18 protein-coding genes are annotated in these 23,300 nt (G+C 70.8%); 11 read left to right on the top strand and 7 right to left on the bottom strand.

Annotation, left to right across the window (positions count from 1 at the left end):
• Positions 1-9: 9 nt before the first annotated feature.
• The 3 genes from ABT137_RS17775 to ABT137_RS17785 form a co-directional block, all read right to left on the bottom strand.
• Positions 10-981 carry a hypothetical protein gene (locus ABT137_RS17775; protein ID WP_351709519.1) on the bottom strand — a complete coding sequence of 324 codons (972 nt, stop codon included), beginning with the start codon at positions 979-981 and terminating at the stop codon, positions 10-12.
• A 22-nt stretch (positions 982-1,003) separates the two neighbouring features.
• Positions 1,004-2,356: an MFS transporter gene (locus ABT137_RS17780; RefSeq protein WP_351709522.1), complete on the bottom strand. Its 1,353-nt coding sequence runs from the start codon at positions 2,354-2,356 to the stop codon at positions 1,004-1,006.
• 80 nt (positions 2,357-2,436) lie between these two features.
• Entirely contained in the window at positions 2,437-3,255 is an 819-nt protein-coding gene (locus tag ABT137_RS17785; protein WP_351709525.1) for a FadR/GntR family transcriptional regulator, read from the bottom strand.
• Between the two features lie 193 nt (positions 3,256-3,448).
• Here ABT137_RS17785 and ABT137_RS17790 point away from each other — a divergent pair, with 193 nt between their 5' ends.
• The gene (locus tag ABT137_RS17790) at positions 3,449-3,937 is read left to right on the top strand and encodes a nuclear transport factor 2 family protein (RefSeq protein WP_351709527.1); all 489 of its coding nucleotides are present in this window, start codon (positions 3,449-3,451) and stop codon (positions 3,935-3,937) included.
• 9 nt (positions 3,938-3,946) lie between these two features.
• Here the strand turns inward: ABT137_RS17790 and ABT137_RS17795 are convergent, their stop codons facing one another.
• Both ABT137_RS17795 and ABT137_RS17800 read right to left on the bottom strand, forming a co-directional pair.
• On the bottom strand, positions 3,947-5,452 hold the full coding sequence (locus ABT137_RS17795) for a carboxylesterase/lipase family protein (RefSeq protein WP_351709530.1): 1,506 nt from the start codon (positions 5,450-5,452) through the stop codon (positions 3,947-3,949).
• 132 nt (positions 5,453-5,584) lie between these two features.
• Positions 5,585-6,400 carry a FadR/GntR family transcriptional regulator gene (locus ABT137_RS17800; protein ID WP_351709533.1) on the bottom strand — a complete coding sequence of 272 codons (816 nt, stop codon included), beginning with the start codon at positions 6,398-6,400 and terminating at the stop codon, positions 5,585-5,587.
• Positions 6,401-6,525: 125 nt separating this feature from the next.
• On the opposite strand from ABT137_RS17800, the gene ABT137_RS17805 reads away from it, so the two are divergent.
• Together ABT137_RS17805 and ABT137_RS17810 are read left to right on the top strand one after the other, a co-directional pair.
• Positions 6,526-7,983, top strand: a complete 1,458-nt coding sequence (locus ABT137_RS17805) for an ADP-ribosylglycohydrolase family protein (protein WP_351709536.1) — start codon at positions 6,526-6,528, stop codon at positions 7,981-7,983.
• Positions 7,984-8,055: 72 nt separating this feature from the next.
• The gene (locus tag ABT137_RS17810) at positions 8,056-8,256 is read left to right on the top strand and encodes a hypothetical protein (protein ID WP_351709539.1); all 201 of its coding nucleotides are present in this window, start codon (positions 8,056-8,058) and stop codon (positions 8,254-8,256) included.
• A 19-nt stretch (positions 8,257-8,275) separates the two neighbouring features.
• On the opposite strand, the gene ABT137_RS17815 is transcribed toward ABT137_RS17810, so the two are convergent.
• A complete protein-coding gene (locus ABT137_RS17815) occupies positions 8,276-9,484 on the bottom strand; it encodes a prolyl oligopeptidase family serine peptidase (RefSeq protein WP_351709542.1) in 1,209 nt (402 codons plus the stop codon).
• A gap of 296 nt (positions 9,485-9,780) precedes the next feature.
• On the opposite strand from ABT137_RS17815, the gene ABT137_RS17820 reads away from it, so the two are divergent.
• From ABT137_RS17820 to ABT137_RS17855, 8 genes are all read left to right on the top strand, one after another.
• Positions 9,781-10,461, top strand: coding sequence for a response regulator transcription factor (locus ABT137_RS17820; RefSeq protein WP_351709545.1), 681 nt, complete (start codon positions 9,781-9,783; stop codon positions 10,459-10,461).
• 10 nt (positions 10,462-10,471) lie between these two features.
• Positions 10,472-11,893 (top strand): sensor histidine kinase, encoded by a 1,422-nt coding sequence (locus tag ABT137_RS17825; protein ID WP_351709548.1) that lies wholly within the window; start codon positions 10,472-10,474, stop codon positions 11,891-11,893.
• Positions 11,894-12,025: 132 nt separating this feature from the next.
• The gene (locus tag ABT137_RS17830) at positions 12,026-12,652 is read left to right on the top strand and encodes a nucleotidyltransferase family protein (RefSeq protein ID WP_351709551.1); all 627 of its coding nucleotides are present in this window, start codon (positions 12,026-12,028) and stop codon (positions 12,650-12,652) included.
• Positions 12,653-13,384: 732 nt separating this feature from the next.
• Positions 13,385-14,719: a transcriptional regulator gene (locus ABT137_RS17835; RefSeq protein WP_351709554.1), complete on the top strand. Its 1,335-nt coding sequence runs from the start codon at positions 13,385-13,387 to the stop codon at positions 14,717-14,719.
• Entirely contained in the window at positions 14,701-15,288 is a 588-nt protein-coding gene (locus ABT137_RS17840) for a helix-turn-helix domain-containing protein (protein WP_351709557.1), read from the top strand. Before ABT137_RS17835 ends, ABT137_RS17840 begins: the two co-directional genes overlap by 19 nt.
• A gap of 165 nt (positions 15,289-15,453) precedes the next feature.
• Positions 15,454-16,170, top strand: a complete 717-nt coding sequence (locus tag ABT137_RS17845; protein WP_351709560.1) for a ParA family protein — start codon at positions 15,454-15,456, stop codon at positions 16,168-16,170.
• Complete coding sequence (locus ABT137_RS17850) at positions 16,167-17,036, top strand: hypothetical protein (protein ID WP_351709563.1); 870 nt, start codon at positions 16,167-16,169, stop codon at positions 17,034-17,036. Before ABT137_RS17845 ends, ABT137_RS17850 begins: the two co-directional genes overlap by 4 nt.
• A gap of 125 nt (positions 17,037-17,161) precedes the next feature.
• The gene (locus ABT137_RS17855) at positions 17,162-17,473 is read left to right on the top strand and encodes a hypothetical protein (protein ID WP_334580665.1); all 312 of its coding nucleotides are present in this window, start codon (positions 17,162-17,164) and stop codon (positions 17,471-17,473) included.
• Between the two features lie 108 nt (positions 17,474-17,581).
• Here the strand turns inward: ABT137_RS17855 and ABT137_RS17860 are convergent, their stop codons facing one another.
• Entirely contained in the window at positions 17,582-22,798 is a 5,217-nt protein-coding gene (locus tag ABT137_RS17860) for a sacsin N-terminal ATP-binding-like domain-containing protein (protein WP_351709566.1), read from the bottom strand.
• Positions 22,799-23,300: the final 502 nt, after the last annotated feature.

Here is a 23,300-nt window from a genome sequence, read left to right on the forward strand (position 1 = left end):
CGCGAGTTGTCAGGCCGCGGGCTGAGGTTGTTGCGGCTGTGCCGATGCCTGTTCCGCTTCCGGCTGCTCGGGCATCTCGTCCAGGTCGTACTCCGCGGACTCGGTCCGCGGCAGCACGATCGGCGGCAGGCCGATCACGAAGGCCTCCAGTGCGGAGGAGGCGGAGAGGTGGAGCGTCTCGCCGGGGTCGGCCTGGATGGCCGTCAGGGGGGCGATGCCGGTGCCCTCCGCGGAGCCGGTGCCCGTGCCCGTGCCCGTGCCCGTGCCCGTGCCGGACAGTATGACGAGCAGGCGGCGGGCCCGGTCGTCCTGGCTGGTCCACTCCGCTCCGTTCGTCATGCGGATCAGTTCGATCCAGACGCCGCGTTCGGAGAAGGCGCCCATGAACTTGCGCTCGACGCCGTCGGCGCCCTGCACCGGCAGCCAGTTGAACCGCTTCGGGTCGGCGATCTGGACGTTCTTGTAGCGCGGCCTGGGGTACTTCAGATGCTCGCCGAAGACATGCTCCCAGATGGTGTTGAGGCCCCACTGCACCTTGCCGTTGTCGAAGTGGTAGTAGGGCCCGACGAATGTGCCGTGCTCCAGGAGTTCGTCCCAGGCCTTGCGGCGCTGTTCGATGCTCATGAAGCCGTATCCGGAGGCGCCGCCGAACTGCAGGACCAGCTGGAGGCGTTCGCCGGGCGCAGCCTTGCCGAGCGGGTCGTCCTGGGGGCCGTAGGAGAGGCCTTCGGGGAAGTAGCCGATCTGTCCCTCCCCCAGGACCAGACCGCGGCCGAGGTTCATGTCGCCCTTGACCGGGAGCCTTATCTGCTCGAAGTTGTGGCGATGCCGCGGCATGTGGAAGTCGGCGTCCTGCCGGCCCAGGGTGTACATGAAGTTCTCGGGCGTGCCGGGTTCGCCCTTGAGCATGTGCTGGAACAGCACGGCTCCGGTGGGGTGGTCCTTCGTCCAGTTGGTGTCGTCGAAGGGGACGATCTTCATTGCTGTTCTCCAGACGTTCGGTTCAGGAGGTGACGACCCTGTTGTCGAGGGACGCCGGGGCGGGGGCCCGGCCGTCGGCATGGCGTCGCACCAGGCTGAGGGCGAAGAGCACCAGGCCTGTTGCCGCGGCGGCCGCTCCGGCGAGGAGGAAGAGGGTGGGGACGGTGACCCCGGCGCCGATGAGCGCACCGCCCGTCGTCGGACCGAGGATGCCGCCGATCCGGCCCGCCCCGATGCCCCAGCCGACGCCGGTGGCGCGCAGCCGGGTCTCGTAGAGCGTGGCGCCGAGGGCGACCGAGCACAGTTGCGCGCCCACGGCGAACAGGCCGCCGACGAAGGTGGCGACGAGCAGCGTCGTGCCGGACGATCCGGCCCTGCCGATGAGGGCGACGGCGATCGCTCCCAGCACGTAGGCGCCGGCGATCACGCGGGCCGCGTTGTACCGGTCGGCGAGCCGGCCGATCAGCACGCAGCCGATCACGCCGCCGAGGTTGAGGGTGGACACGGCCAACAGGGCGTTGCGCATGCCGGCGCCGGTGGCGAGGCTGGGCAGCCAGGTGGTGAGGAAGTAGGCCATGAGCAGGGTGAGGAAACTCGCCAGCCACAGCAGCAGCGTGGTGGCGGCCCGGCCCTGCCGGAACAGGTCCGCCACCGGGGAGCGTGCGGAGTCCGTGCCCGCCTGCGGGCCGCTGTCCTCGGCCTGGACGCCCAGCCTTGCGAGGGTCCTCGACGCGGCCGTCGTGTCACCGCGCACCTGGAGGAAGCGGGCGGACTCCGGGAGGCGGAACCAGAGGAGCAGCACCACCAGGAGGGGGACCACGCCGCCGACGTAGAACAGGCTCTGCCAGCCGTGGTCGGGGATCAGCCAGGCGGCGAGGACGCCGCCGATCACCGCGCCCATCGGGAAGCCGCACCACATCAGGCCCACCACCGAGGCCCGGGACTTCGCGGGTGTGTACTCGCTGGTGATCGCGATGATGCCCGGCACGGCGGCGCCCAGCCCCAGACCGGTGAAGAGCCGCAGCACCTCCAGCGAGCCGATCGACGTCGCCAGCGCCGGTGTCAGAAGGGTGAGGACGGCGAACTCCAGGACCCCGGCGAGCACCAGCGGCCGGCGCCCGACGCGGTCACTGATGACACCGGCCACGACGGCCCCGATCAGACCGCCGAAGAGTCCGATGCCGAAGACGGTGCCGAAGACCGACGGCTCCTGCTGCCAGGCGGCGCCGATGTCCGGGGCCGCGAGGGAGATGGCCTGGGTGTCGAATCCGTCCAGCAGCGCGACCAGCGCGCACAGGACGATGACGAACATGACGGGGCGCGGCATGCGTCCCGTGGGGAGAGCGGAATCGTCGTTGATTCTCTGCTGGTTCATGGGTCTCCTCATGACCTGGACGTGCGGGGTTGTACCGGCCGGCGCTCCTCAATGGACGGGAGAACGGGGAAGGGGACGTGTTACCGCGGCCCGGCGGCGGGCTGTGTGTGGAGGAGGGACGCGATGACCTGGGAGTAGCGCAGGTCGGCGATGCGGATCTGCTCGGCCTGCGGGGCGGCCGTGACCAGTTCCAGGGCGCGCTGGTGATACGTCTTCACCAGCTCCGCCGCCCGGTCGCCGTCCCTGGCCTCGATGGCCTCCACGACGGCGAGACGGTGTGCGTAGAGGGCGCCCGCGATGCGCCGCCACTCGCTCAGCTTCCGTCCGCCCGAGATGGCGATGCCGAGTTCCACCTGGATCTCGTCGAAGAACTTGCACAGCGTCGCCAGCAGCGCGTTGTGGGAGATCTCGGAGAGCAGGTGGAGGAACCGCTTGAGGGCGTGGACGGACTCGTCCACGGAGTCGATGGACGCCAGCTGTTCGGCGGCCGCGCGCAGTGCGGCGATCTCCTCGTCCGTGGCGTGGACGGCGGCGGCCTGGGCGGCGTGGGCGTTCAACGTGCCCAGGATGTCGAGGACTTCGGCGGCGCCGACGTTCTTCAGCTGGATCGCGGAGGCGATGGACACGGCGATCATCCGGTCCGCCGAGGCCGTCACGAACGATCCGCTGCCGTGCCGGACGCTGACCAGTCCCATCGCGGTCAGGGCGCGTACGGCCTCGCGCACGGTGGCCCCGCTGACCCCGTACTGCTCGGCGAGGTCCCGTTCCGCCGGCAGGCGGGATCCGTCGGGCAGCGCTCCGCGCAGGATCTGGTCCCGGAGGTCCTCCATGATGCGGTCGGCGACCCGACCGCGCTCGAACTTGCGGAACGCCGGGTCGCTGTGTGGGGCATCCGTCATGACGTGCATCCTCGACGCTTGGGGAGCGTACGGCCGTGAGCCGGAGGCTTCGTCCGGCATTGGTTCGCGGGCTCTCGGGCGGTAACCTACTGGGACAGTAAGTCACTAGGTGACTAGGGGTCAACGGTCGGGACGGCACCTTCTGCGGCGACCCGCTGACGCCCCGTCAGCTGTTCGAGAGAGGACGACCGGCATGGTTTCCACGTCTCCCAGCCCCCGGCCCACCGCTCCCCCGCCGCTCACCGGCGGCCCCGTGCACGAGGGCGTCGCCACCCTGCTCACCCGGTTCGGCGCCGCGATCGACGCCGGGCGCGCGGACGGCGTCGCCGAGTTGTTCACCGCCGACTGCGCCTTCGTGCCGCCCACCGGCGAGGTCCTGCGGAACCCGGCGGCGGTCGAGGCGTTCTACCGGGCGAGGTTCGCCGACACCCGGCGGCGGACCTGTCACCAGTGGGCCAACCTGCAGGTGTTTCCCGACGGGGAGCGCGGCGCCGGAGCCGAGGCGGTCATGACCACCTACGCGTTCGAGCCGGCGGTGTCCGAGACCCACACGCAGCTGCGGGTGGGCCGGGTCCACGCCCGGTGCGAGAGCGGCGCGGACGGGGTGTGGCGCTTCGCCGAGCACCGGTTCGAGATGGCCTTTCCGCTCAGCGTTCCGCTGCGCACCGAGGGCCGGACATGACAGAGAGACTCACTCGGCAGAGGCTCCGCTCCGCAGGGAGTTGAGCAGTTCGGTGACCGGGCCGGCGGCCGGCGGACCGCTGTGCGCCTTGTCGTCGATGACCGTCACCTGGGGCGCCGTCCCGTCGGCGGCGGGCCAGGGTGTGCCGTCGGGGCTGCTCGGTACGCCGGTGCGGGCGAACTCCGTCCAGGCGTGTGCGAGGGTGTCGGACACCTGGGCGTCCACCTCGTCGTAGTCCTCGTCCCCGGCCGGGGTGAGGTGGCCGAACACGTACGGGATCTCGGCGCAGTGGAAGGCGAGCATGCCGGTCCGGCGGTGGCCGGGTGAGACACGATCGAACCGGTACGAGTAGGCCGTGCGGCCCAGTTCGGTGAAGCGCCGGTACGAGGCCAGCGCCGGCTCGGCCCAGATCGCGGCGGTGAACAGCTCCGCCAGCGCCTCGTAGGGGCTGCCCGTGAGCTCGGCGGCGATGAGCGCGGCGCGGTTCCCGCCGAGCGCGGTGGTCATGTTCGCCAGGGTCTCGGGGGTGTAGATCAGGGCCGGATCCGCCGCCGCCCGCGGGGCTCCGTACGTACCGCCCGGCCTCACGAAGAAGCGCGCCTCGTCGGCGGTGTGGCCGAACAGCACCGGAACGTCCTCCGGCCAGCAGGACAGATCCGCGCCGACCACCTGCCCGTCCTCGGTGGGGCGCCAGACCAAGTTGGCCGGGGTGTGCACCTCGCCGGGGGCCGGCCTGGTGCCCGACAGCAGGCGCGACGCCCCGAGCACCTGCTCCGCCGGCGCCCGGCGCAGCAGTTCGAGGTCGCTGCCGCCCAGCTGCTCGAACAGCCGGGCGCCGGCCTCGACGACCCCCTCGTGCCCCGTGTCGGCAACGGCCGCGGGAGGTTCGAAGCCCGCGCTCTGCAGGATGACACGGTGGAACAGCCCCCGGGCGCTCGGGGTGGAGAGCAGGGTCCGCCCCGCGACCGCGCCGGCGGACTGGCCGAAGACCGTGACGTTGCCGGGGTCGCCGCCGAACGCGGTGATGTTGCGGGACACCCAGTCGAGCGCGGCGACCCAGTCCTGGACCGCGGCGTTGCCGCCCGCCTCGGGGTGGTGGAGGAAGCCGAACGCACCGAGCCGGTAGTTGACCGACACATAGGTCACGCCGCGCAGGGCGAGCGCCGTGCCGTGGTAGTCCGCCATGGACGCGGCCCCGTTGAGGAAGCCGCCGCCGTGGATCCAGACCATGACGGGCTGCCGGGCCTGCGGGTCGACGGTCCCGGTCCAGACGTTGAGGTAGAGACAGTCCTCGCTCTGCCCGGCCCCGAGGTCCGCGCCGTTGTCGGCGGTCTGCAGCGCGGCGGGGCCGAAGGCCGTCGCGTCGCGTACCCCGTCCCATGCCGCGGGCGGACGCGGTGCGGCCCAGCGCAGCTCCCCCACCGGCGGGGCCGCGTAGGGGATGCCCCGGAAGCGGAACGCGCCCCGCTTCCGGTTGCCTTCCAGGATGCCCTGTTCCACGCGGACTTGACTCATGGCGTCTCCTGTTCCACGCACGCGGCGGACGGTGTCCGGCGTCGGCGCTCAGGTGTCCGTCGGCGGCGGAGGGCTGCCCCTCGCCGACGGTCAGATGTCCGTCGGCGGCGGACGGCCGCCCCGCGCCGACGGTCAGGTGTCCGTCGCACCGAGCCTGGTGTTGAGCAGGCCGGCCAGCAGGTGGGTGTAGCCGGGATCCGAGATCTGGATCTTCTTCGCCCGCGGCCCCGAAAGGATCAGGCCCGCCGCGCGCGCGGAGTGCGCGTCGACGGCCTCGGCCGCCCGCCGCGCGGACCGGCTCGCCACGGCCTCGACGATCGCGAGCCGGTCCTCGTGCAGTCCTCCCGTGACCCGCCGCCATTCCGACAGCTTGCCGCCGCTCATCGCGAAGGCCAGCTCCACCTGGACATCGACGAGAAGCCGGCACACGGCGGTCAGCAACGCGTCGTGGGAGATCTCCGACAGGCGCCGCATGAAGGTCCTGAGATCCTCCAGCGCCCGGTCGGGGGCGTCGATCACGGCCAGCCTCTCGGCGGCCTCCCGGAACGACGCGATCTCGTCGTCGCTCGCCTGCTCGGCGGCGAGCTGCGCCGCGTGCCGGTTCAGGGCTGCGAGCATGCCGAGCACCTCGCGGGCGCCGACGCTCTCCAGGCGCACCAGCGACGCGATGGACATCCCCATCATGGTGTCGGACTCGGCGGTGACGAAGGTGCCGGCGCCGTGGCGGACGCTGATCAGCCCGACGGTGGCCAGCACGCGCACCGCCTCACGGACCGTAGAGCCGCTGACGCCGTACTGCTCGGCCAGGTCCCGCTCGGCCGGCAGCCGCGAGCCGTTCGGGAGTTCCCCGCTGAGGATGCGCTCCCGCAGGTCGTCGACGATCCGGTCGGCGACCCGGCCGCGTCCGATCCTGCGGTCGGCCGCGGTTCCCGCTGAGTCCTGCGCCATGCCCTCGACGCTAGATCACCGAGCGGCGAGCGTCAACGGGTCACCGAGACACTGGGTGACTTGATGTTTCGGTGTTAGCCTGCCGAGAGCTTGCGCAGGGTCGCAGAACTCGCCGAGGAGCCGCCGTGGAGTACCTGCTCAAGGGCCAGCAGCCGAGCCCCATCAGCCAGGAGCCGTGGGCGCTGGCCCGCAACGAGTTGCAGCAGGCCGCCGAGAGCGGCCATGACGTGGCGGACCTGCGGCCCCGCCTGGAGTCGCTGCCGCCCGAGGACGAGGCCGGGCTGCTCGACCTCCACCGGGAGATCCTCGCCAGGCCACGGGCGGCGGACTGGCCGTACACCGAGACCTCGGCGCTCGCGGAGATCGTGGCGACGCTCCCGCCGGACGAGGACGAGGACGGGGACGAGGACGAGGACAGGGACGGGGACGGGGCGCCGCAGGCGGCGGCCGCCGACCGGATCCACGGTGCACAGCCGGTGGCCGCCGACCGGATCCACGGTGCGTGGACGGGCCGGATCATCGGCAACATGATGGGCAAGCCCTTCGAGATCGGGCCCACCCGGGAGTCGATCCGCGCGTATCTGCGGTCGAAGGGCGCCTATCCGCTCACGGGATACGTGCCGTTCGACGACCCCGGCGAGCGCGACCGGCTCGGCCGCTGGGGCTTCGAGGGGCTGACGGCGGGCCGGGTCCACGGGTCGGTCCGCGACGACGACATCGACTACACGGTGCTGGCCCTGCACCTGCTGGAGACCTACGGCCGTACCTACACCGCCCGCGACGTGGCGGCCGAGTGGCTGTCCCGTTTCCCCGCGTACCAGCTCTTCACCGCCGAACGAGCGGCCTACCAGAACCTCATCCGCGGGGTGCCGCTGGACCGGGTGGGGGAACACGACAACCCGTACCGGGAGTGGATCGGCGCGCTGATCCGTGCCGACGTCTTCGGTTTCGTCGCGCCGGGACAGCCGCGCCGCGCCGCCCTGTTGTCGTACCAGGACGCCTCGCTCAGCCATCGGGCCAACGGGATCTACGGCGAGATGTGGGCCGCCGCCCTGATCTCCTCGGCGTTCACCGCCGCCACCCCGGAGGAGTCCGTCGGGGAGTCGCTGCGGCACGTGCCCCCGCACTCCCGGCTCGGCATCGAGATCCGGACCGTGCTCGACCAGTTCCGGCAGGGCCTGACCTGGGAGAAGTGCCTGGACGACCTGCACGCGCGGCACACCGGCATGAGCTGGGTGCACACCGTCAACAACGCCGGCGCCCTGACCGCGGCCCTGCTGTGGGGGGAGGGGCGGTTCGGCGAGACGGTCGGCCTCGCCGTGCAGGCCGGGCTGGACACCGACTCGATCGGGGCGACCGCGGGCGCGTGGGCGGGAGCCTTCCTGGGCCTGAGCGCCCTTCCCGACGCCCTCGTGGCCCCTCTCGAAGACCTGTGCCGCAGCGGGGTGTTCGGCTTCGGGGACCTCGCCGTCTCCTCCCTGGCCGAACGCACCCTCACCCTCTCCGCCCGCCGGTATGGAGCTCCGGTGAACACCGACCAGTCGCCCTCGGTTACGACGTCACCCAGTCGCCCTCGGCCATGACGTCAGCGGGCGCAGTACTACGACGGGATCGCCCAGCTGCTCGGCCTTGGGCCCACCCCCGAGGCCGAGGCCGTGTCCGAGCAGTTCCGTACCGCCTGGGCGGCCTTCGCCACCGACGGCTCCCCCGGCCGGCCCGCCTACGACCCCGACCGCCGCCTGGTCCAGGTCATGCACCCGGAGCCCGCGGTCACGGCCTACCCGGGGGAGACCTCACGCCGGCTGTGGCAGCACCACACCTTCGACACGCTTCCCCTGCTGGGCGCGGGCGGCTGAACCCGCCCTCAGCACCGGGTCAGGAACCCAGGTGATCGTCGAGGAAGCCGACCAGCTGGTCGACGACCTTCCGGGTGGTCCAGGGCTCGGTCATCGAGGCAGGCATCCCGACGGCCCCGTCGCCGTGACCGGCACCCGTGATGATGTAGCGGGTGCTGTCGACGCCCTTGGCCAGGAGCGTGTTGTTCAGCGCGAGGGTCTGGCTGGGCGAGACCAGGCGGTCCTGGTCACCGTGGTAGAGGAGGAAGGCCGGGTCGTCCGCGTCCGCGTACGTGGCCGGGTCGGCGGCCTTGACCTGGTCCGTGTACGCGGCGACGGACTTCTTCGTGTCCGGACCGTAGACCCACTTGGCCGTCATGTTGCCGGCGGTGAGGTTCGCCTGCTCGGTCTTGTCGTCGAAGTCCGCGCCGATCCTGGAAAGGTTCGCCGGCCCGAAGTCGTCGATGACGGCCTGGACCTTGCTGCTCTGGTCGAGGTTGTCGCCGACGTCGAACTTCTTGACCCCGCCGGTGGTGCCGGCCATGGCGGCGAGGTAGCCGCCGGCGGAGTCGCCCCACACGGCGACCTGGTCGGGATCGATGTGGTACTCGTCGGCGTGGGCGCGCAGGTAGCGGATCGCGGACTTCACGTCGGCGAGGCCATCGACGTAGGTGGCCCCGTCCGTGGTGGTGCGGTAGTGGACGCTGGCGACGACGTAGTCCTGTTCGGCGATGTACGTACGCCGGTTCAGGCCCTGTTCCTTCTGGGCCGTCAGGAAGCCGCCGCCGGGGATGTAGACGACCAGCGGCTTCGCGCCGTCGGTCTTCGGGACGGTGAGGTCCAGTTTCAGCTCGGTCTTCTTCCCGTTCGTGCTCGGCGTCGAGTACACGATGTCGTTGTGCGTCTCCACCTCGGTCCCGCCGCACTCGATCTGTGGCCCCGTGGCCGAGATCACCTTACTGTTGGTGGTGTGGGGCTTGGCCACGGTCGAGGCGATCGGAAGCTGGTTGCCGGCGCCCGCACCGCCGGGCGCGCCGGAGGGGGCTCCGGAGGGCATGCCCGAGGGGGCTCCGGCGCCTGCGCCCGCGGCGCCCTGCGGGGCGGGGGTCGTGGGGCAGTTGCTCGGCCGGGCACTGGCACTGGCCTCGCCGGACGCCGTGGTCTCACTGTCGTCGGTGGAGCAGGCGGTGAGAGCGAGTCCCAGGGCCGCCACTCCGACAAGTGTCCTGCCCAGCATGAACTTGGCCATGACGTTCCTCTTTCACATGTTCGACAGCGTGACGGGCCCGGCCTGCGAGACCGGGCCCGCCGGGCGGGAGCGCGGCATTTCTCCGGGCCGCAGCCGCATTCCGCCGGGCCTCAGGAGACGGCTACGGCTCTCTCGCCCTCGGTAGCCGGTGACGGCCGGGCGCTTCCCGGCCGCCACCGAGCATGGACGAGCCGTAAGAGGCGAGTGTTCGCGGATTGTTCGGGCAACGTAAGGATCGGCCGACCGGCCCCTGCCAGGCCGGGGCGCGGACGCCACGACCGCTAGGCTCGGTGCACATGCCCCAGGACAAGGGCCTCGTCCTGATCGTGGAGGACGAGGCGCACATCGCCGACCTGCAGCGGCTCTACCTGACCAGGGACGGCTTCGGCGTGCACGTGGAGAGCGACGGCCGCGCCGGCCTGGCGGCGGCCCGGCGGCTCCGCCCGGTGGCCATCGTGCTCGACCTCACCCTCCCCGGCCTCGACGGCGTCGAGTTCTGCCGCCTGCTGCGGGACAGCGGCGACTGGACGCCGGTGGTGATGGTCACCGCACGGGACGAGGAGGCAGACCGGATCATCGGCCTGGAGCTCGGCGCGGACGACTATGTGACCAAGCCGTTCTCGCCGCGCGAGCTCGTCGCCCGGATCAGGACGGTGCTGCGCCGGGCCGCCGGGCCGCCGGTCGAGCCGGTGCTGACCCTGGGCACACTCACCCTCGATCCGGCCCGCCGGACCGTCCACCACGAGGGCCGGCCAGTCGACCTGACCACGACCGAGTTCAACCTGCTCGCCTACCTGATGCGCCGGCCCGGCCAGGTCTTCACCCGCGCGCAGCTGCTGTCCCACGTCTGGGGATACGCCGACTACCGCGACGGCCGGGTCGTCGACGTCTACGTCTCCCAGCTGCGCGGCAAGCTCGGTGACGCCGGCCCCATCCGCACCGTTCGCGGGGTCGGCTACAGCGTCGGCCCGGCGTGAGGAATCCGGCATGCGCAAGGCGGCACGGCACCCCATCGGCTCGCGGCCCAGGCACCGGCTCAGGCCCCGGTGGCCGCTGCGCGGCACACTCGCCGGTGCCATCGTCCTGCTGGCGACACTGGTGGCGGCGCTCGCGGTCATGCTGACCGGGATCGTGGCCGGAGAGACGGCCCATTCGAATGCCGAGGCCCAGGAGCGCGACCAGCTCGCCCGCCAGGCCGCGGTCCTCAGCCGCGTCCCGGCGCCCGACTCGCTCCTCCTCGAAAGCGAGCGGCGGCTGGCCGGATCCAATGGCGTGCAGCTCGCCGTCGTCGCCCCGGACGGCGGGGTCGCGGGACCCGCCGCCCCGGCACTCACCGACGCCGACCGCGACCGGCTGCTGTCCGGTCGTCCCGTGTCCGCCACCGCCACCCTGGGCGGCCGGAACTTCATGGTCGAGGCGCACCCGGCCCGGGGCGGCGGTGCCGTCGTGCTCGCCCAGCCGATGACCGACGTACGGCAGGCCGCCACCCGGATGCAACACAGCCTGCTGCTGCCGATGGCCACCGGACTGGTGGGCGCCGCACTGGCCGGGGCGCTGCTGGCCCGCCGCATCGCCCGGCCGCTGACCTCGGCCGCGGCCGTCGCGCACCGGCTGGCCGCGGGCGAGCGCGGACTGCGCGGCCCGGTGGACGGACCCACGGAAGCAGTCGAACTGGGCAGCTCGCTGACCGTGCTCGACCAGGCGCTGACGCGCAGCGAGAACCGCCAGCGGGAGTTCCTGCTGTCGATTTCCCACGAGATCCGCACCCCTCTCACCGTCGTGAAGGGCTACGCGGAGGCCCTCGACGACGGCGTCGTGCCCGCCGGGGAACTGCCGGCCGTCGGACGCACCCTGCTGACCGAGACCCGGCGACTCGACGGTTTCGTCAGCGACCTGCTGCGGCTCGCCCGCCTCGAAGCGGACGACTTCCACCTCGACATCCGGCGCACCGACCTGGCCGCCCTGGTCGAGGAGGCCGCGGAGACCTGGTCGCGGCTGTGCGCACGCCACCACGTCGACTTCCGTCTCGAGCACCCGAACTCCCCGGTCCTCGCCGACACGGACGGCTCCCGCGTACGGCAGATCGCCGACGGACTGCTGGAGAACGCCCTGCGCGTCACCCCGGAAGGCAGCCCCCTCGTCCTGGCGCTGCGCACCGAAGGCGGCCACGCCGTCATCCAGGTCCGCGACGGCGGCCCCGGCCTGTCCGACGACGACGCCGCGGTCGCGTTCGAGCGCGGCGTGCTCCGCGACCGCTACCGGGACATCCGCCCCGTCGGCAGCGGCCTCGGCCTGGCCATCGCCCACCGCCTCACCACCCGTCTGGGCGGCACCATCACCGCGAGCGGCCAGGGCCCCGAGGGCGGCGCCTGCTTCACCGTCACACTGCCGGGCGGCGCGGCGGGCTGATCGGGGCGCGTGCGGAGACGACGGACCGCGCCTCGCCGAGTTGCCGGCACGCCGAAGTCCTCGAAACAGCCGGCAGTGACTTTGCAAGGTGGACCGCCCCTGCCCCAGGGCGAGTTGTGGTACGCAGTGACGGTGATCAGCCGACTCCCTCTCGACGAGCAACTCGAGTCCCTGCGTGCGGTGCTGTCGCGGAACACCGTGCTGACGGAGGTGCTGGCGCGGACTGCGACATTGGATCTGCCGGGGTGGTATCTGACGGCGGGATGCCTGTTCCAGACCGTGTGGAACGTGGTCACGGACAGACCGCCGACCAACGGCATCAAGGACTACGACGTCTTCTACTTCGACGCCGACCAGCTGTCCTGGGAAGCGGAGGACGCCGTGATCAGGACCGGCCGGGAGGTGTTCGCCGGCCTTCCGGCAGAGGTCGAGATCCGGAACGAGGCACGGGTTCACCTCTGGTACGAGGACAAGTTCGGAGTGGCGTGTCCGCCGTACGACTCCACCGAGGCGGCGATCGACAGCTTCGCCGCGACGACGTGCTGTCTGGGAGTACGGCTGGAGACCGACGGCCGCTGGCGCGTGTACGCGCCGCACGGCCTCTCGGACGTGTTCAACCTCGTCGTCCGGCCGAACCCCGTGCTCGCCCCTCGCTCGGTCTATGAGACCAAAACAGCGCGGTGGCAAGAACAATGGCCCGAGCTCACCGTGCTGGACTGGCCCGCAGAGAGTGCCACAACGTCCCGGTCCGGCAGCTGACCTCGGCTGCGGAGGCGCCTCGGTCTCGGGCGGCGGCTGCAGCTCGCCCGTACAGCCCGCAATCGACCCGAAGGGCTTGCTCAGCACCGGAATACGGGCCCTGGCCTGCGAAAATACCAAGCGGCAGACGAGTCGGGCTGTACGCCGGGTATTCCTGAGCACCCTTGTGACCTGCGCTTTTACGAGCCGTATCGGTTGTGGCCTGCTAGGACGGGTTGCAGAGGCGATCGGAGGCAGTCAGAGGAAACCGCTCTGATTCGACCCGGGTTCGACCCGAGCTGCTCGGAGCCAGCCAGAGGCAATCGCCCTCTGCTTGGCCCCGAATCAGCCGAGGTCAGGACCGTGTCGAACCGGTGAGGACTCCTCTGGCGGCCCTCCGAGTCGTTCTCGGTCGAGCCGCGATGGGGACGCCTGCCTCTGATGCGGGGCCAGGCATACGAAGGCCTCCAGGACGGCAATCCTGGAGGCTTCGCTTGGCACCGATTGGAGGTCGGTTCCGGACCCCACCCGTGGTTTTAGCGGGCCTGAGTGGCGTCCACGTCCTTGCGAGACGACCCCACAGTGCCACACCACACCGACCAGGCAGACCCATCCCAACGACCCATTCAGCCAAGCGAGCGACTGGGGCTTCACCGGCTGTCTCCGGCTGCGGCTGACCTGGTTCTGCTCGGAGACCTCACCGGCCGCTACGCGGCGGGAAGCTACAGCAGGCTCGGCTCCGACCGCCGGAGCGTGGTCCTGCGCGCGGACCGTCAGGGCGCGGCCGAGCACGGTCACCGGATCACCTCGGCCATCGCCTGCCACGTAGCCCGTGCCGGCGGCACCGTCGACCAGCTCACGCAGCTCCTGCTGCACCCCGACCACGAAGGCGGACGGCACACCCGGCACATCGCGCTGCGATCCGGGCAGTCGCGCACCCTGGACTACATCCGCCGGGTGTGGGCCAGCGCCTCGGACGCAATCAGCAGCACCATCGCGCTGGGCTCCCGGCACGAGGCGTACGAAGTCCTCGCCGCACTGCGCGACCGGATCGAGACGACACCGTGGCACGGGGAGCGGGGACGGACCGCGCTGCGGGTGCTGCGGGCGCACCTGAACTTCGCCGAGATCGCCGGCGGGCCCCTGCACCACGCCAGTGAGCGGCAGACCGCGGAGGAAGCCGGGGTCTCCCGTACAACACTGCGGGTCGTCTACGAGACCGTCCTGAAGCCGGGAGGCTGGCTGCGGCGTCCGCGGGTGGGTCATGGCCGGGAGGGCTCGACCTGGTACCTGGGCGACGGCAATATCCCCGGTCGCGGTGGCCCGGCTCTGGTGTCTCGTTTCCGGTCCACTCAGTTCCCCCCCGACCCGGCACTTGAGGAGTGGACCACCCCTGAGACGGCCACGACGGCCGACATCGACTCCACCGTCCTCAGCCATCTCATGGGCCACGACGCCTTCGCCCACCACGGCCTCGGCAGCTCCGCCCTCATGATCATCGGCGCGTTGCACGCCCGACCCGCCCAGACCATCGGCGAGCTCGTCGGCTCAGCATCGGTATCCCGGGCCACCGCCTACCGGACCTTGCGACGCATGGCCGACCACGGCCTGGTGCACCACAGCGGAGAGACCTGGAGCCTCGCGCCTCGCGCCCTGGAGGGCTTCGGTGCCGGCCTGCCGGATACGGTTCCCGGCCCGACCGCGTACCCGGCACAGGGCTGGGACGAGGTCGCCCAGCAGTACGGCACCGCGGGCATCGCGGCCCGGCGCAAGGCGCTGCACGCTGCCGAGCGCGCCGCGTACCGGGAGGCACTGGAGCGGCTGTCGGAGCACCGCAGCAAGGCTGTGGTGATCGTCCGCGACGGCCACCAGATCCTCGTCCCGGCGCCCCGCCCAGAGGAGATCCCCTCCGCCTGGCACGCCCCCAGTGGGCGCGTCCTCGACCCGGTCACCGGTCGCGCCGCTCCCGACTGGCGGATCGCCACCGATGGACGACTGATCCTCATCACCCCTGCTGACCAGCGCAGTTACGACGAGCTGGCCGCCGCCCATGCCGAAGCCCTCAGCGAATGGGAGTCCGCAGCATGAACCCAGAACCCCCAGTCACCTCCGATACGAGCGAGGCGGTGACACCCGAATCCCTGCGCAAGCAGTACGAGTCCGGAGCCACCGTCGACGAACTCGTCGCCGCCAGTGGGCTGTCGTACGGCACGGTTCTCAACCGGCTGCACGAGGCCGGGACCGAGATGCGCACGTCGTGGCAGACCCGCAGGATGCGCCAGGATCCACAGGCGCGCCGACGGCTCGCGGCCCACCTGCGCGCCCTCTACGAGCGGCACAGCGCGACGCTCACCGAGCTCGCCGCGGCGGGGGCTGGGACGAGGCGTGCTGCCCGGCGCCTGCTGATCGAGGCCGGCGGCACCGTGCGTACCCCGCAGCAGACGCTGCAGATGCGCGCCGCAGCGCGGGCAGCCGAGCGTCAGAAGCTCGCGCTGTCTTTGCGGGCACGGTACGAGGCCGGCGCCACGGTCCCGGACCTCGCCAGAGAGCACAGCTACTCCATCGCCACCGTCTACCGACTCCTGCACCAAGCAGGCACCCGCATGCGGCCCCAGCACCACCACGGACCGGCCCGCGACACGAGGAAACGGCCATGAGCCCCCACGTTCTCGCAGGTGTCCCCGGCGGCACCTGGCAGATCAAGCAGGCGGTCGTGCGCCATTCCGGCCGCGACAAGGCAGCACGAGCACCGCCGTCGTCGGCCCGCTCGCCGACGCGCGCACAAAACGACACCCCTTCCCCATTCAGGAGATCAAGCACACGTGAACGAGAACACCCACCACAAGACCCTGGCCGCGGCCACTGAAAGCGCCTGGGACGCCTTCGTCATCGTCGTCGGCATGCTCAAGGGCGGCACCGGCAAGACCACCTCGGCCTGGTTCATCGCCCTCTACTACGCCGTCGTCCTCGACCTGCCCACCCTGCTGCTGGACGCGGACGCCACCAGCCAGTCCGCCTACGACTGGTTCAAGGTCGCCCAGGCCGCCGGCTTCGAGGTTCCCGAGAACCTGGTGGTCGAGCGGTACCCGTTCGACGACATCGCAGAGTACATCCGGGCCAAGCGCGCCGAGTTCGGCGCGATCGTGGTCGACGCCGGCGGCGGCAGCGCCCGCATCTTCCACGAGGCTGTTACCGAGGCGAACCTGCTGCTCGTGCCGGTCGCCCCCACCAAGATCGAGCGCCGCAAGCTCGTGGCCACCTTCGACGAGGCCGAACGCGCCGCCGCACGCAACGAGCACGGCGTCACCGCCCACGTCGTCATGGTCAAGGCCGATGACCGCACCAGCCTGCCCAGTCGGGCAAAGGACCAGCTCCTCGACCCCGCCCAGGGCGAGGGCATCGGCCCGGACCGCGACGAGGCGTTCCCGCTCGCCGAGACCACCATCCATTCCTGGGTGCACTACATGGAGGCCTTCGGCGAGATCCCAACCGAGCTGAGCGAGTACGCCGAGCTGATGAAGGAGCTGACCGCAGCATGACCGAACGTATGAAGCCCCCGGCCCGCCGCACGGGCGGCCGTACCTTGGGCGGAACCAAGAAGACCACCCCTCCGCCTCCTCCCCCGACCGCCGAGCTCACCCCCGAGCAGTACGCCGCTGAACAGGCCACCCCCAAGGACCCAGGCCGTCCCACCACCGAACCGCCGAAAGGTGAGCCTGCTCCTTCCACCGTCCTCGACGAGGCCTCGAAGCAGGGCCGGATCGCAGCAGCGCCCGAAGAGACACAGACCTCCACCCAGCCGACCATCGAGGTGGTATCGAGCGGCAGCCCGGTGCGGGAGCCGGTCACCAGTCAGCCGGTGCGCACCGCCTTCGTCGCCCCCGAGGTCGGGATGGAAACCGCTGAGGAGCGGGTGGAGCGACAAGCGCAGCATGAGCCTCCGGCTGCCGAACCTGCAGCTCCAGCGGTGCGGCCCGCGCAGCCGACCGAACCCGCTGCGCGAAACGGCCACTCCCCCATCACGTCCGCGGCTCCTGACAGGCCCCCGGCCGCAGAGGTGGCAGTCCGTCCGGCAGCTTCTCCGGTCGCGGGCGGTACCGCGTTCCCGGTGCGGAGCGATGGTCCGGGATCTCACCAGGAGCAGTACGTGCGACCGGAGGAAGCACGGAGCGAGGGAACGCCGTGGGCTCACGGCCCCGGCCGCCCGAAGGACATCCCCGCGACGGCCGTGATCCTCAACCAGCGCATCATCACGCGCGAGAGCCTCGACTCGTCCGTCCCCGCGGCGCTGAAGCTGAAGAAGCGGCTCAAGCGCTTCGCGCTGGACAACGAACTCGACCACCTGCCCATGGGCGACATCGTCTCCGTCGCGCTGGACGAGTGGCTCACCACCCGCGGATTTTGACGCAGCGTGCATCGCCTGGGGTGGCCGCCCCTCGTAGGGAGTGGGCGGCCACCTGCACGCCCGACTATTCGACTAATCCAATAGGCGGCTAGCTATCCGCCTATCCGGACCAACCGGAGCAGCTCGTGCCCGACCTCGCCTATCAAGCCCGACGACTGCGTGAGCTGGCCGACGCCTTGGAAGCGCAGTCCCAGCCCGCCGACGACCCCTTCACGCCCCACCCGAACACGCTAGAGATCATCAGCAATCGCCGTACCCATCGCGGACAGCTCAACTACGCCGTTCCCGATGTACTTCAGCTCCAAAAACGCATCCGCCGCTACAACGCCGACCACGACGTGCCCCACGGCGACATCGTCGCCCTCGCCCTCGACACCTGGCTCCGTGCCAAGGGCTACCCACCCGACCTCACGTCGCCCAACGCCGAGGCCCGGTGATCCCTTGGGTGACCCAACTGCCACGTCACGGGGCTCATTGCCCGTTGTCGCCAGGGATCAGACAACACGGGCGCAACTCGACCTCGTTCGCCTACGGGATGGTCCCGGTCACCCCGGCGGCAGTTCGAACCGCAGACGCATGGCCGTGCCGACGAGGCGGTAGCCGGCGAGACCGGGGGCGCTGAACGGGTTGGGGAGAGGGGTGATGCGTCGGTGGGTGCCGTCGAGGACGTGGGAGACGTAGACGATGGTGTACGTCTCATCCGGGCGAAGGCGACTTGCTCGTTCTACTTCGGACTCGCCGAGTTCGAACTCGCCCCTGTCCCCGGTCGAGGCCTTCACCTCGTACAGGAGGGTGCGATCCCCGTCGTAGATGAGGAAGTCGTAGCCGAGGCTGTCGTCGCCCGAGCCGTCGGCGAAGACGTATTGGCGTAGCCCGGACTTCCAGGATTCCTCGCGGGGGACGCCGTACTGCCGCTGCAACCAAGCGGCCACTGCCACCTCTCCTGCGAGTCCGACGGCCCTGTCCTTCTGCGGGTCCCGGGGGACGGCCCGGTATACCCCGCCGCGACCGGCGACCGCGGAGGTGGTTCGTTGTCTCGGGAGTGCAGGTGCCGACGGTGTGCCGGGATGCGGGGAGGCGGCGAGTTGGTCGGGGGTGAGGTCGGCGGCGATCTGCCGTGCGAGATCACGCAGGTTGTCCGGGCCGATCGGGAGCGCGCGGCCGTTGAGGAGGAGCGATGGACCCGGGGTGGGCCGGAGAAGGGTGCTGCCGCTGGGTTGGACCGGTCTGAGGGGTGGGGGGTCGTTGAGGCCCAGGTCGGCCGCCCGGTCCGTGGCGGGCATGCCCTCGGGCCAGTGACCATGGGTCTGGAGCCAAGCGATCAGCGTACGGACGCCGATCGGCTCGAAGTCGAGCCGGCCCTCGGCGTCCATCGCCGACGCGACCTCAGTGGCCGACGGCAGCGAGGGACCTTCGTGGCCCTGACGGTTGAGCCATGCCTCCATCCTTGCGCGCAGGCGGGGAAGGAGCGTGTGGACGGTGTCGACGCACCCCTCGTGGACCTCGGCCACCGGACGCGGCGAGTGCTGCCGGGCTGGCGCCGGAGGCAGGTGGGTGGCGGCCCATGCCTCGGCCTGGGCGTCGAGCAGGTCGGTGGTGAGATCCCAGTGGGCGAGTCCCCACTGGGGGTCCGGCTCCAGTCCGGGGAACGAGCGGAGCCGTACGTACTCTGTGAGGGGGCTGCCCGCCTTGTGGGTCGTCACGTACGCGTCACGAACTCTGTCGGCCAGTCGGGCCCGGTTCTGCTGCAACCAGGCCTGGAACTGTCGTTGGTGGGTCTCCGAGTTGTCGACCGTCGGCAGGCCCAGTGCCTGCCAGGCCCTGTTGGCCTCGACCAGGGGCACACCCAGGGCGGATAGCTTCCGCTGCCAGTCATTCTCGTCCACGAGCGCTAGCAGGTGGTCGGCGCGGTCGAGATCGAGTCGCGCCACGAGCCAGTCGTGGAGTTCTTCGCGGTCGTGCAGGTCCTCCTGTCCGCGCCGCAGTTCGTCGGCGAGGTCGGGGGCGACGCAGGCGAGCAGGGGGACGAGACGGGCGCTGCCGGAGCGGATAGAGGCACGGTCGGCGAGGACGGCCTCCAACCGCTGCGGTGAGATGCCGACCACGGCGGCGATGTCCGAGTCGATGACGTCCGTGACGGAACGGTCACGGCGCTCCAGTTCGATGAGTGCCAGCCGTACCGACGTGGCCAGATACGGGGCGCCGATCAGGGTACTCAGGGCGGTGGAGGCGGTCTGGAGCACGTGCCAGTCGGAGGACGGCTGCGCGCACACGACAACGAGGCAGGGTTCCTCCGGATCGTCGTGCAGGAGGGAGCGGTCGGCGCCGGGGCCTTCGAGGGTGTGTCCGGCTATGTGTGTGACGGTGGTGCGGGCGGACACGGCACCGCAGGTCTCCAGCCGTCGTCGTACATGGGGTGCGGTGGGTGGGTCGGGGCGGGAAGACCGGTCATCGTCGAATTCCACCAGCGCGGCCAGGAGGGTGTGCAGCCAGGGTCCGGCCAGGGTGAGCAGCGGAGTGCGAGGTGCGTCGGCGATCGGCAGCAGATCCACGCGGATGTCGATCTCCGCCTCGCTCGTCCCGCGGACCGGGTGGCGTCCCTGTGCCACCAAGTGGGCGTGAACACGTCGGCCCAGAGCCCGGTCGTCGACGGGGAGGACAGGCACAGGCACCTGGTCGAGCAGTCTGCGGTTCTGAGTTCCCGCCACATCGGGCACGTAGACCGGTTCGGCCTCGCATTCGGCCGGGAGGACGTCCAGCATCCCTGCCCTGCTCACGAGGAGTTCGGGCAGGTGCCCGGCGTGCCAGCCTGGGCCGGTCTGGTGCGGGGGCAGCAGATCGGCCCAGGCCTGTTCGTAGGCCCTGCCCAGAAGGTGTCCGAGGCGACCCTGCCTAAGCCGGGGCATGCGGCGCAGCAGGGTGGGCAGGTGGCGCAGCCGGTCACCGGCGGTCTCCGGGCCGTCCCAGCGGCGTACTCCGAGCAGGCGCAGGCGCCTGAGGACGCGGTCCGACTGTCGTCTGCGCAGCGCAGCGGAAGCAACGGTGAGGAAGGCGGGCGGTGCCTCCGCCGCGGCCCACCACCACGCCAGGCCGGCCGTGGTGAAATCGGGGGCGTCCTCGTCGTCGCCCGTCTGGGGCATCCACGGCACTCGGCTCAGGAAGGCTGCCAGCGGGGTGGGCCACGGTGTGCCCTGCCGGTCCGAGCCGCCCGCGAAACGCAACTCAAGGGCGTCGGCAGGCCAGGTGTCCAGACCGTGGACGATCAGCTCGGCGTAGAGTCGGCGGCTCTCCTCGTCGAATGCGGCGTACTCTCGCTGGCCGGGGAGCATGGCCACTCTCTTGCGGGTCGGGCGGTACTCGACAGTCAGGTAGAGGTCGTCGCGGCGCTTGGGCCAGCGCTCGGCGGTCGACCGCCATTGGGCCCGCTCGTCCTGGCTCAGGCTCAGTGCCCACAGTCCGGGAAAGACGGAGGGGTGGTTGAGATACTGACCCTTCACCGCCTGTGACGTTGCCACGTAGGTCGGTAGCAGGCCGTGGCGGACACCCTGCTGTTCGAGGAAGCGCCGTAGGGTCTGTGCGTCGGTCCGGGTGCCGGCGCAGACGCCCTCAGCAGGACGGACAACCCGGTCGGTGGCGGCGGCCAGAGCACGGGAAACTCCCTCGGTACGGTCGAGAAAGCGGGTCAGCGTCTGGTCGATCCCGCTGTGTCCTCCTGTCCAGCCGTCGCCGAACATGGCCTCCGTCGCGGGCACCCAGCCCTTGCGGCCCGGCACCAGCAACCCTTTGATCACAGGCCCCTTGCCGTGCCCATCCAGGGAGGACGCCCACAGAGCGCAGGCGAACAGAAGGTGCTCGCGCAGGGCCTCGTCGTCCTCACGGTCCTTGCGCATGGCTTCGCCCAGCACGTCCAGGAGGGCTTGCGGACTGTAGTCGCGTACCAGCCCCTGTTCCTCCAGCCAGGTGCGGCCGCGGGAGCGCCGGCTCGTCCTCCGTCCCATCCAGGCGATCTCCGCGTGGACGAAGGAGATGCTGTTCGCGAGTCCAGGCGGAAGATCGGGCAGCACTGCGGACGGACCGTCCGAGCGGCGGAAGAACAGCCCGGGATCGCCAGCCGGAGCCAACTTCCCATCGGTCGTGAGGACGATCTTCCCGCCCTTCAGCTCCTCGCCGGTGCGGGCGAAGCAGACCGAGAGGTCGTGGTAATAGTCCGCCCACTTCCCCGCATCGAACTCCCTCTGGGCGAGGGCCGATGCGACGCTCTCCGCCCAGCGGGCGAGCACGGAGGCAGGCGGGAGGAGCCACAGCCCACGCGCCGTACCCAGCGCAACCAGCCGCTCGGCGCGCAGGGGGTGGAGCTGAGGGTCGATCACCTGCCGCACCCCGGCGGCGGCCACGGCCTGCGGTGTGAACACGCGGGCCTGGTCGAGGCCGTGCCACAGGTAGCCATGGCGGTACGAAGTGCGGGCCCCCGTGGGGTGCAATACCGGCATGAACGGGAGGTCGTCGAACTCACGGTCCTGTGCCTTGAAGGCCAGCTCCAGGCGCCGAGCCTGGTCGTGCTCCCAGCACATCAGGTCGATCAGAGCACCTGCGGGCAGGGCGACGTGTCCCTCGTCGACCAGCACGGCCGCCTGTGCGCAGGCCTCGGCCACGGTGTCGAGCAGCAAGTCGTTCCACTGCGTGGACTCCGCCATGGTGCGTCGGCTCACGTCCGTGTGGAAAGGAGCGTTGAGGAACCCGCGCACCGGGCAGGTCGGCTGTGCCCCCATGGGCAGGAAGGTATAGAGCCTGCCGCGCTCCAGCGGCTCGCCCGCGGGCACTGCCACGCTGACCACAGCCGAGTCACCCAGCGCCTGCCAGCCGTCCGTCAGCGGTCCTGATTCGCGGCCTACGGCAATGGCCTCGTGCGCGCGTTCACGGTGCACGGCGGCCGTCACCATGATCAGGCGCATGCGGCGGCGCAGGGTGATCTGCTGGATCTTCAGGCCGGGAGCGGTGAAGAGGGGGTCTACCTTGCGTGTGTAGACGCTGGGGCGCCCCCGGCCACCCACCCGGTGTGTCACGGTCACTTTGCCAAGACGGTCCAGGAAGAGTTCGAACGGCGCCCCGTCATCTGTCAGTTCACGCAGCTGGCGTGACGCTTCCTGCCTCGCGTCGGCGTTCCGGAGCGGGAGTCGGACCACGGTCACCAGCCCCCGTCTGCGGAAGGACACCACCGCGGCCGGGACATCGTCCACCGGCACCGGGACCTTCAACGACGAGAGATTTGCGCGCAGTTGGCCAGCGGCCTCCGGGCGGCCGGGCGCGGCCTGGTCCGCCAGCCATTCGAAGTCGTCATCCCGGGCAAAGCGGAAACAGAACCCGTCGAAGGCCTTGGAGGTGGATCCCACGACGCTGTACAACTCGGGGGCGGAGCTGAGTTGCAGGACGCTCTTGAATCCGACGCCCTTGTGGCCGATGCCCTCGTCGGGGCGCTTACTCGACAGGCCAATGCTGCACAGCGCCTCGAAGTTCTTGTACCCGAGGGGCCTGCCGCCGTTCGCCACGTACAGAACGCCGTGCTCGCCCTCGTCCTCATCGAGCACGATCTCGACGCGACCCCCGCCGTCCCGGGCGGGGTGCGCGTCATGTGCGTTCTGGAGCAGTTCGACGAGCACGCGCCCCTTGTACTCGGGCGAGAGCATCCGCTCGGTGATCTCCTTGATTTCGAGAGCGGCACGACGTCCGCGCTTCAGGTCGGCGAGACATCCCTCGGCCTCCATCACCGCCGTCGCTACAACCCGCTTACGCCTGGCCGAGCCGCCGGAGCCCGTGGACCTCCTCGCTCGCCTCTGTCCGTCGGTCACCGTTCCCCCTGGGTCCTCCTGAAAGTACTGATGCCGACGATAGGGGTGACGACTGACATTCGGATGCACAACCCGAGGCACCGTGGTCGGCGAGGGCTCATCACTCCGTCGACCGGTACGGACCGCCCTCGAAGACCTTCTCCTCCGCCCGATCGGCAAAGGCATCGTTCCATCCTCAAACACGCCCTGCCGAGCACTCGAATCGCCTCCCACTACGCCTACTACGTGAAGAGGTAAGAGCGCCTTCTATCGCCTATGCGGTCTTGGCGACGTCTCCGCAGTGCCCCGGTGAGGGCCCAGTCTCACTAGGGGCTGGAAGCAGGTCACCCGGCATATGGGGTGCGATGGCCGACTCATGGGTGTATATCGGTTGAATCCCTGCTGACGCGTTGTAAGGGGCGCGGTGGTTGGTGAGGGC

Source organism: Streptomyces sp. NPDC001980, from assembly GCF_040296885.1.
GTDB lineage: Bacteria > Actinomycetota > Actinomycetes > Streptomycetales > Streptomycetaceae > Streptomyces.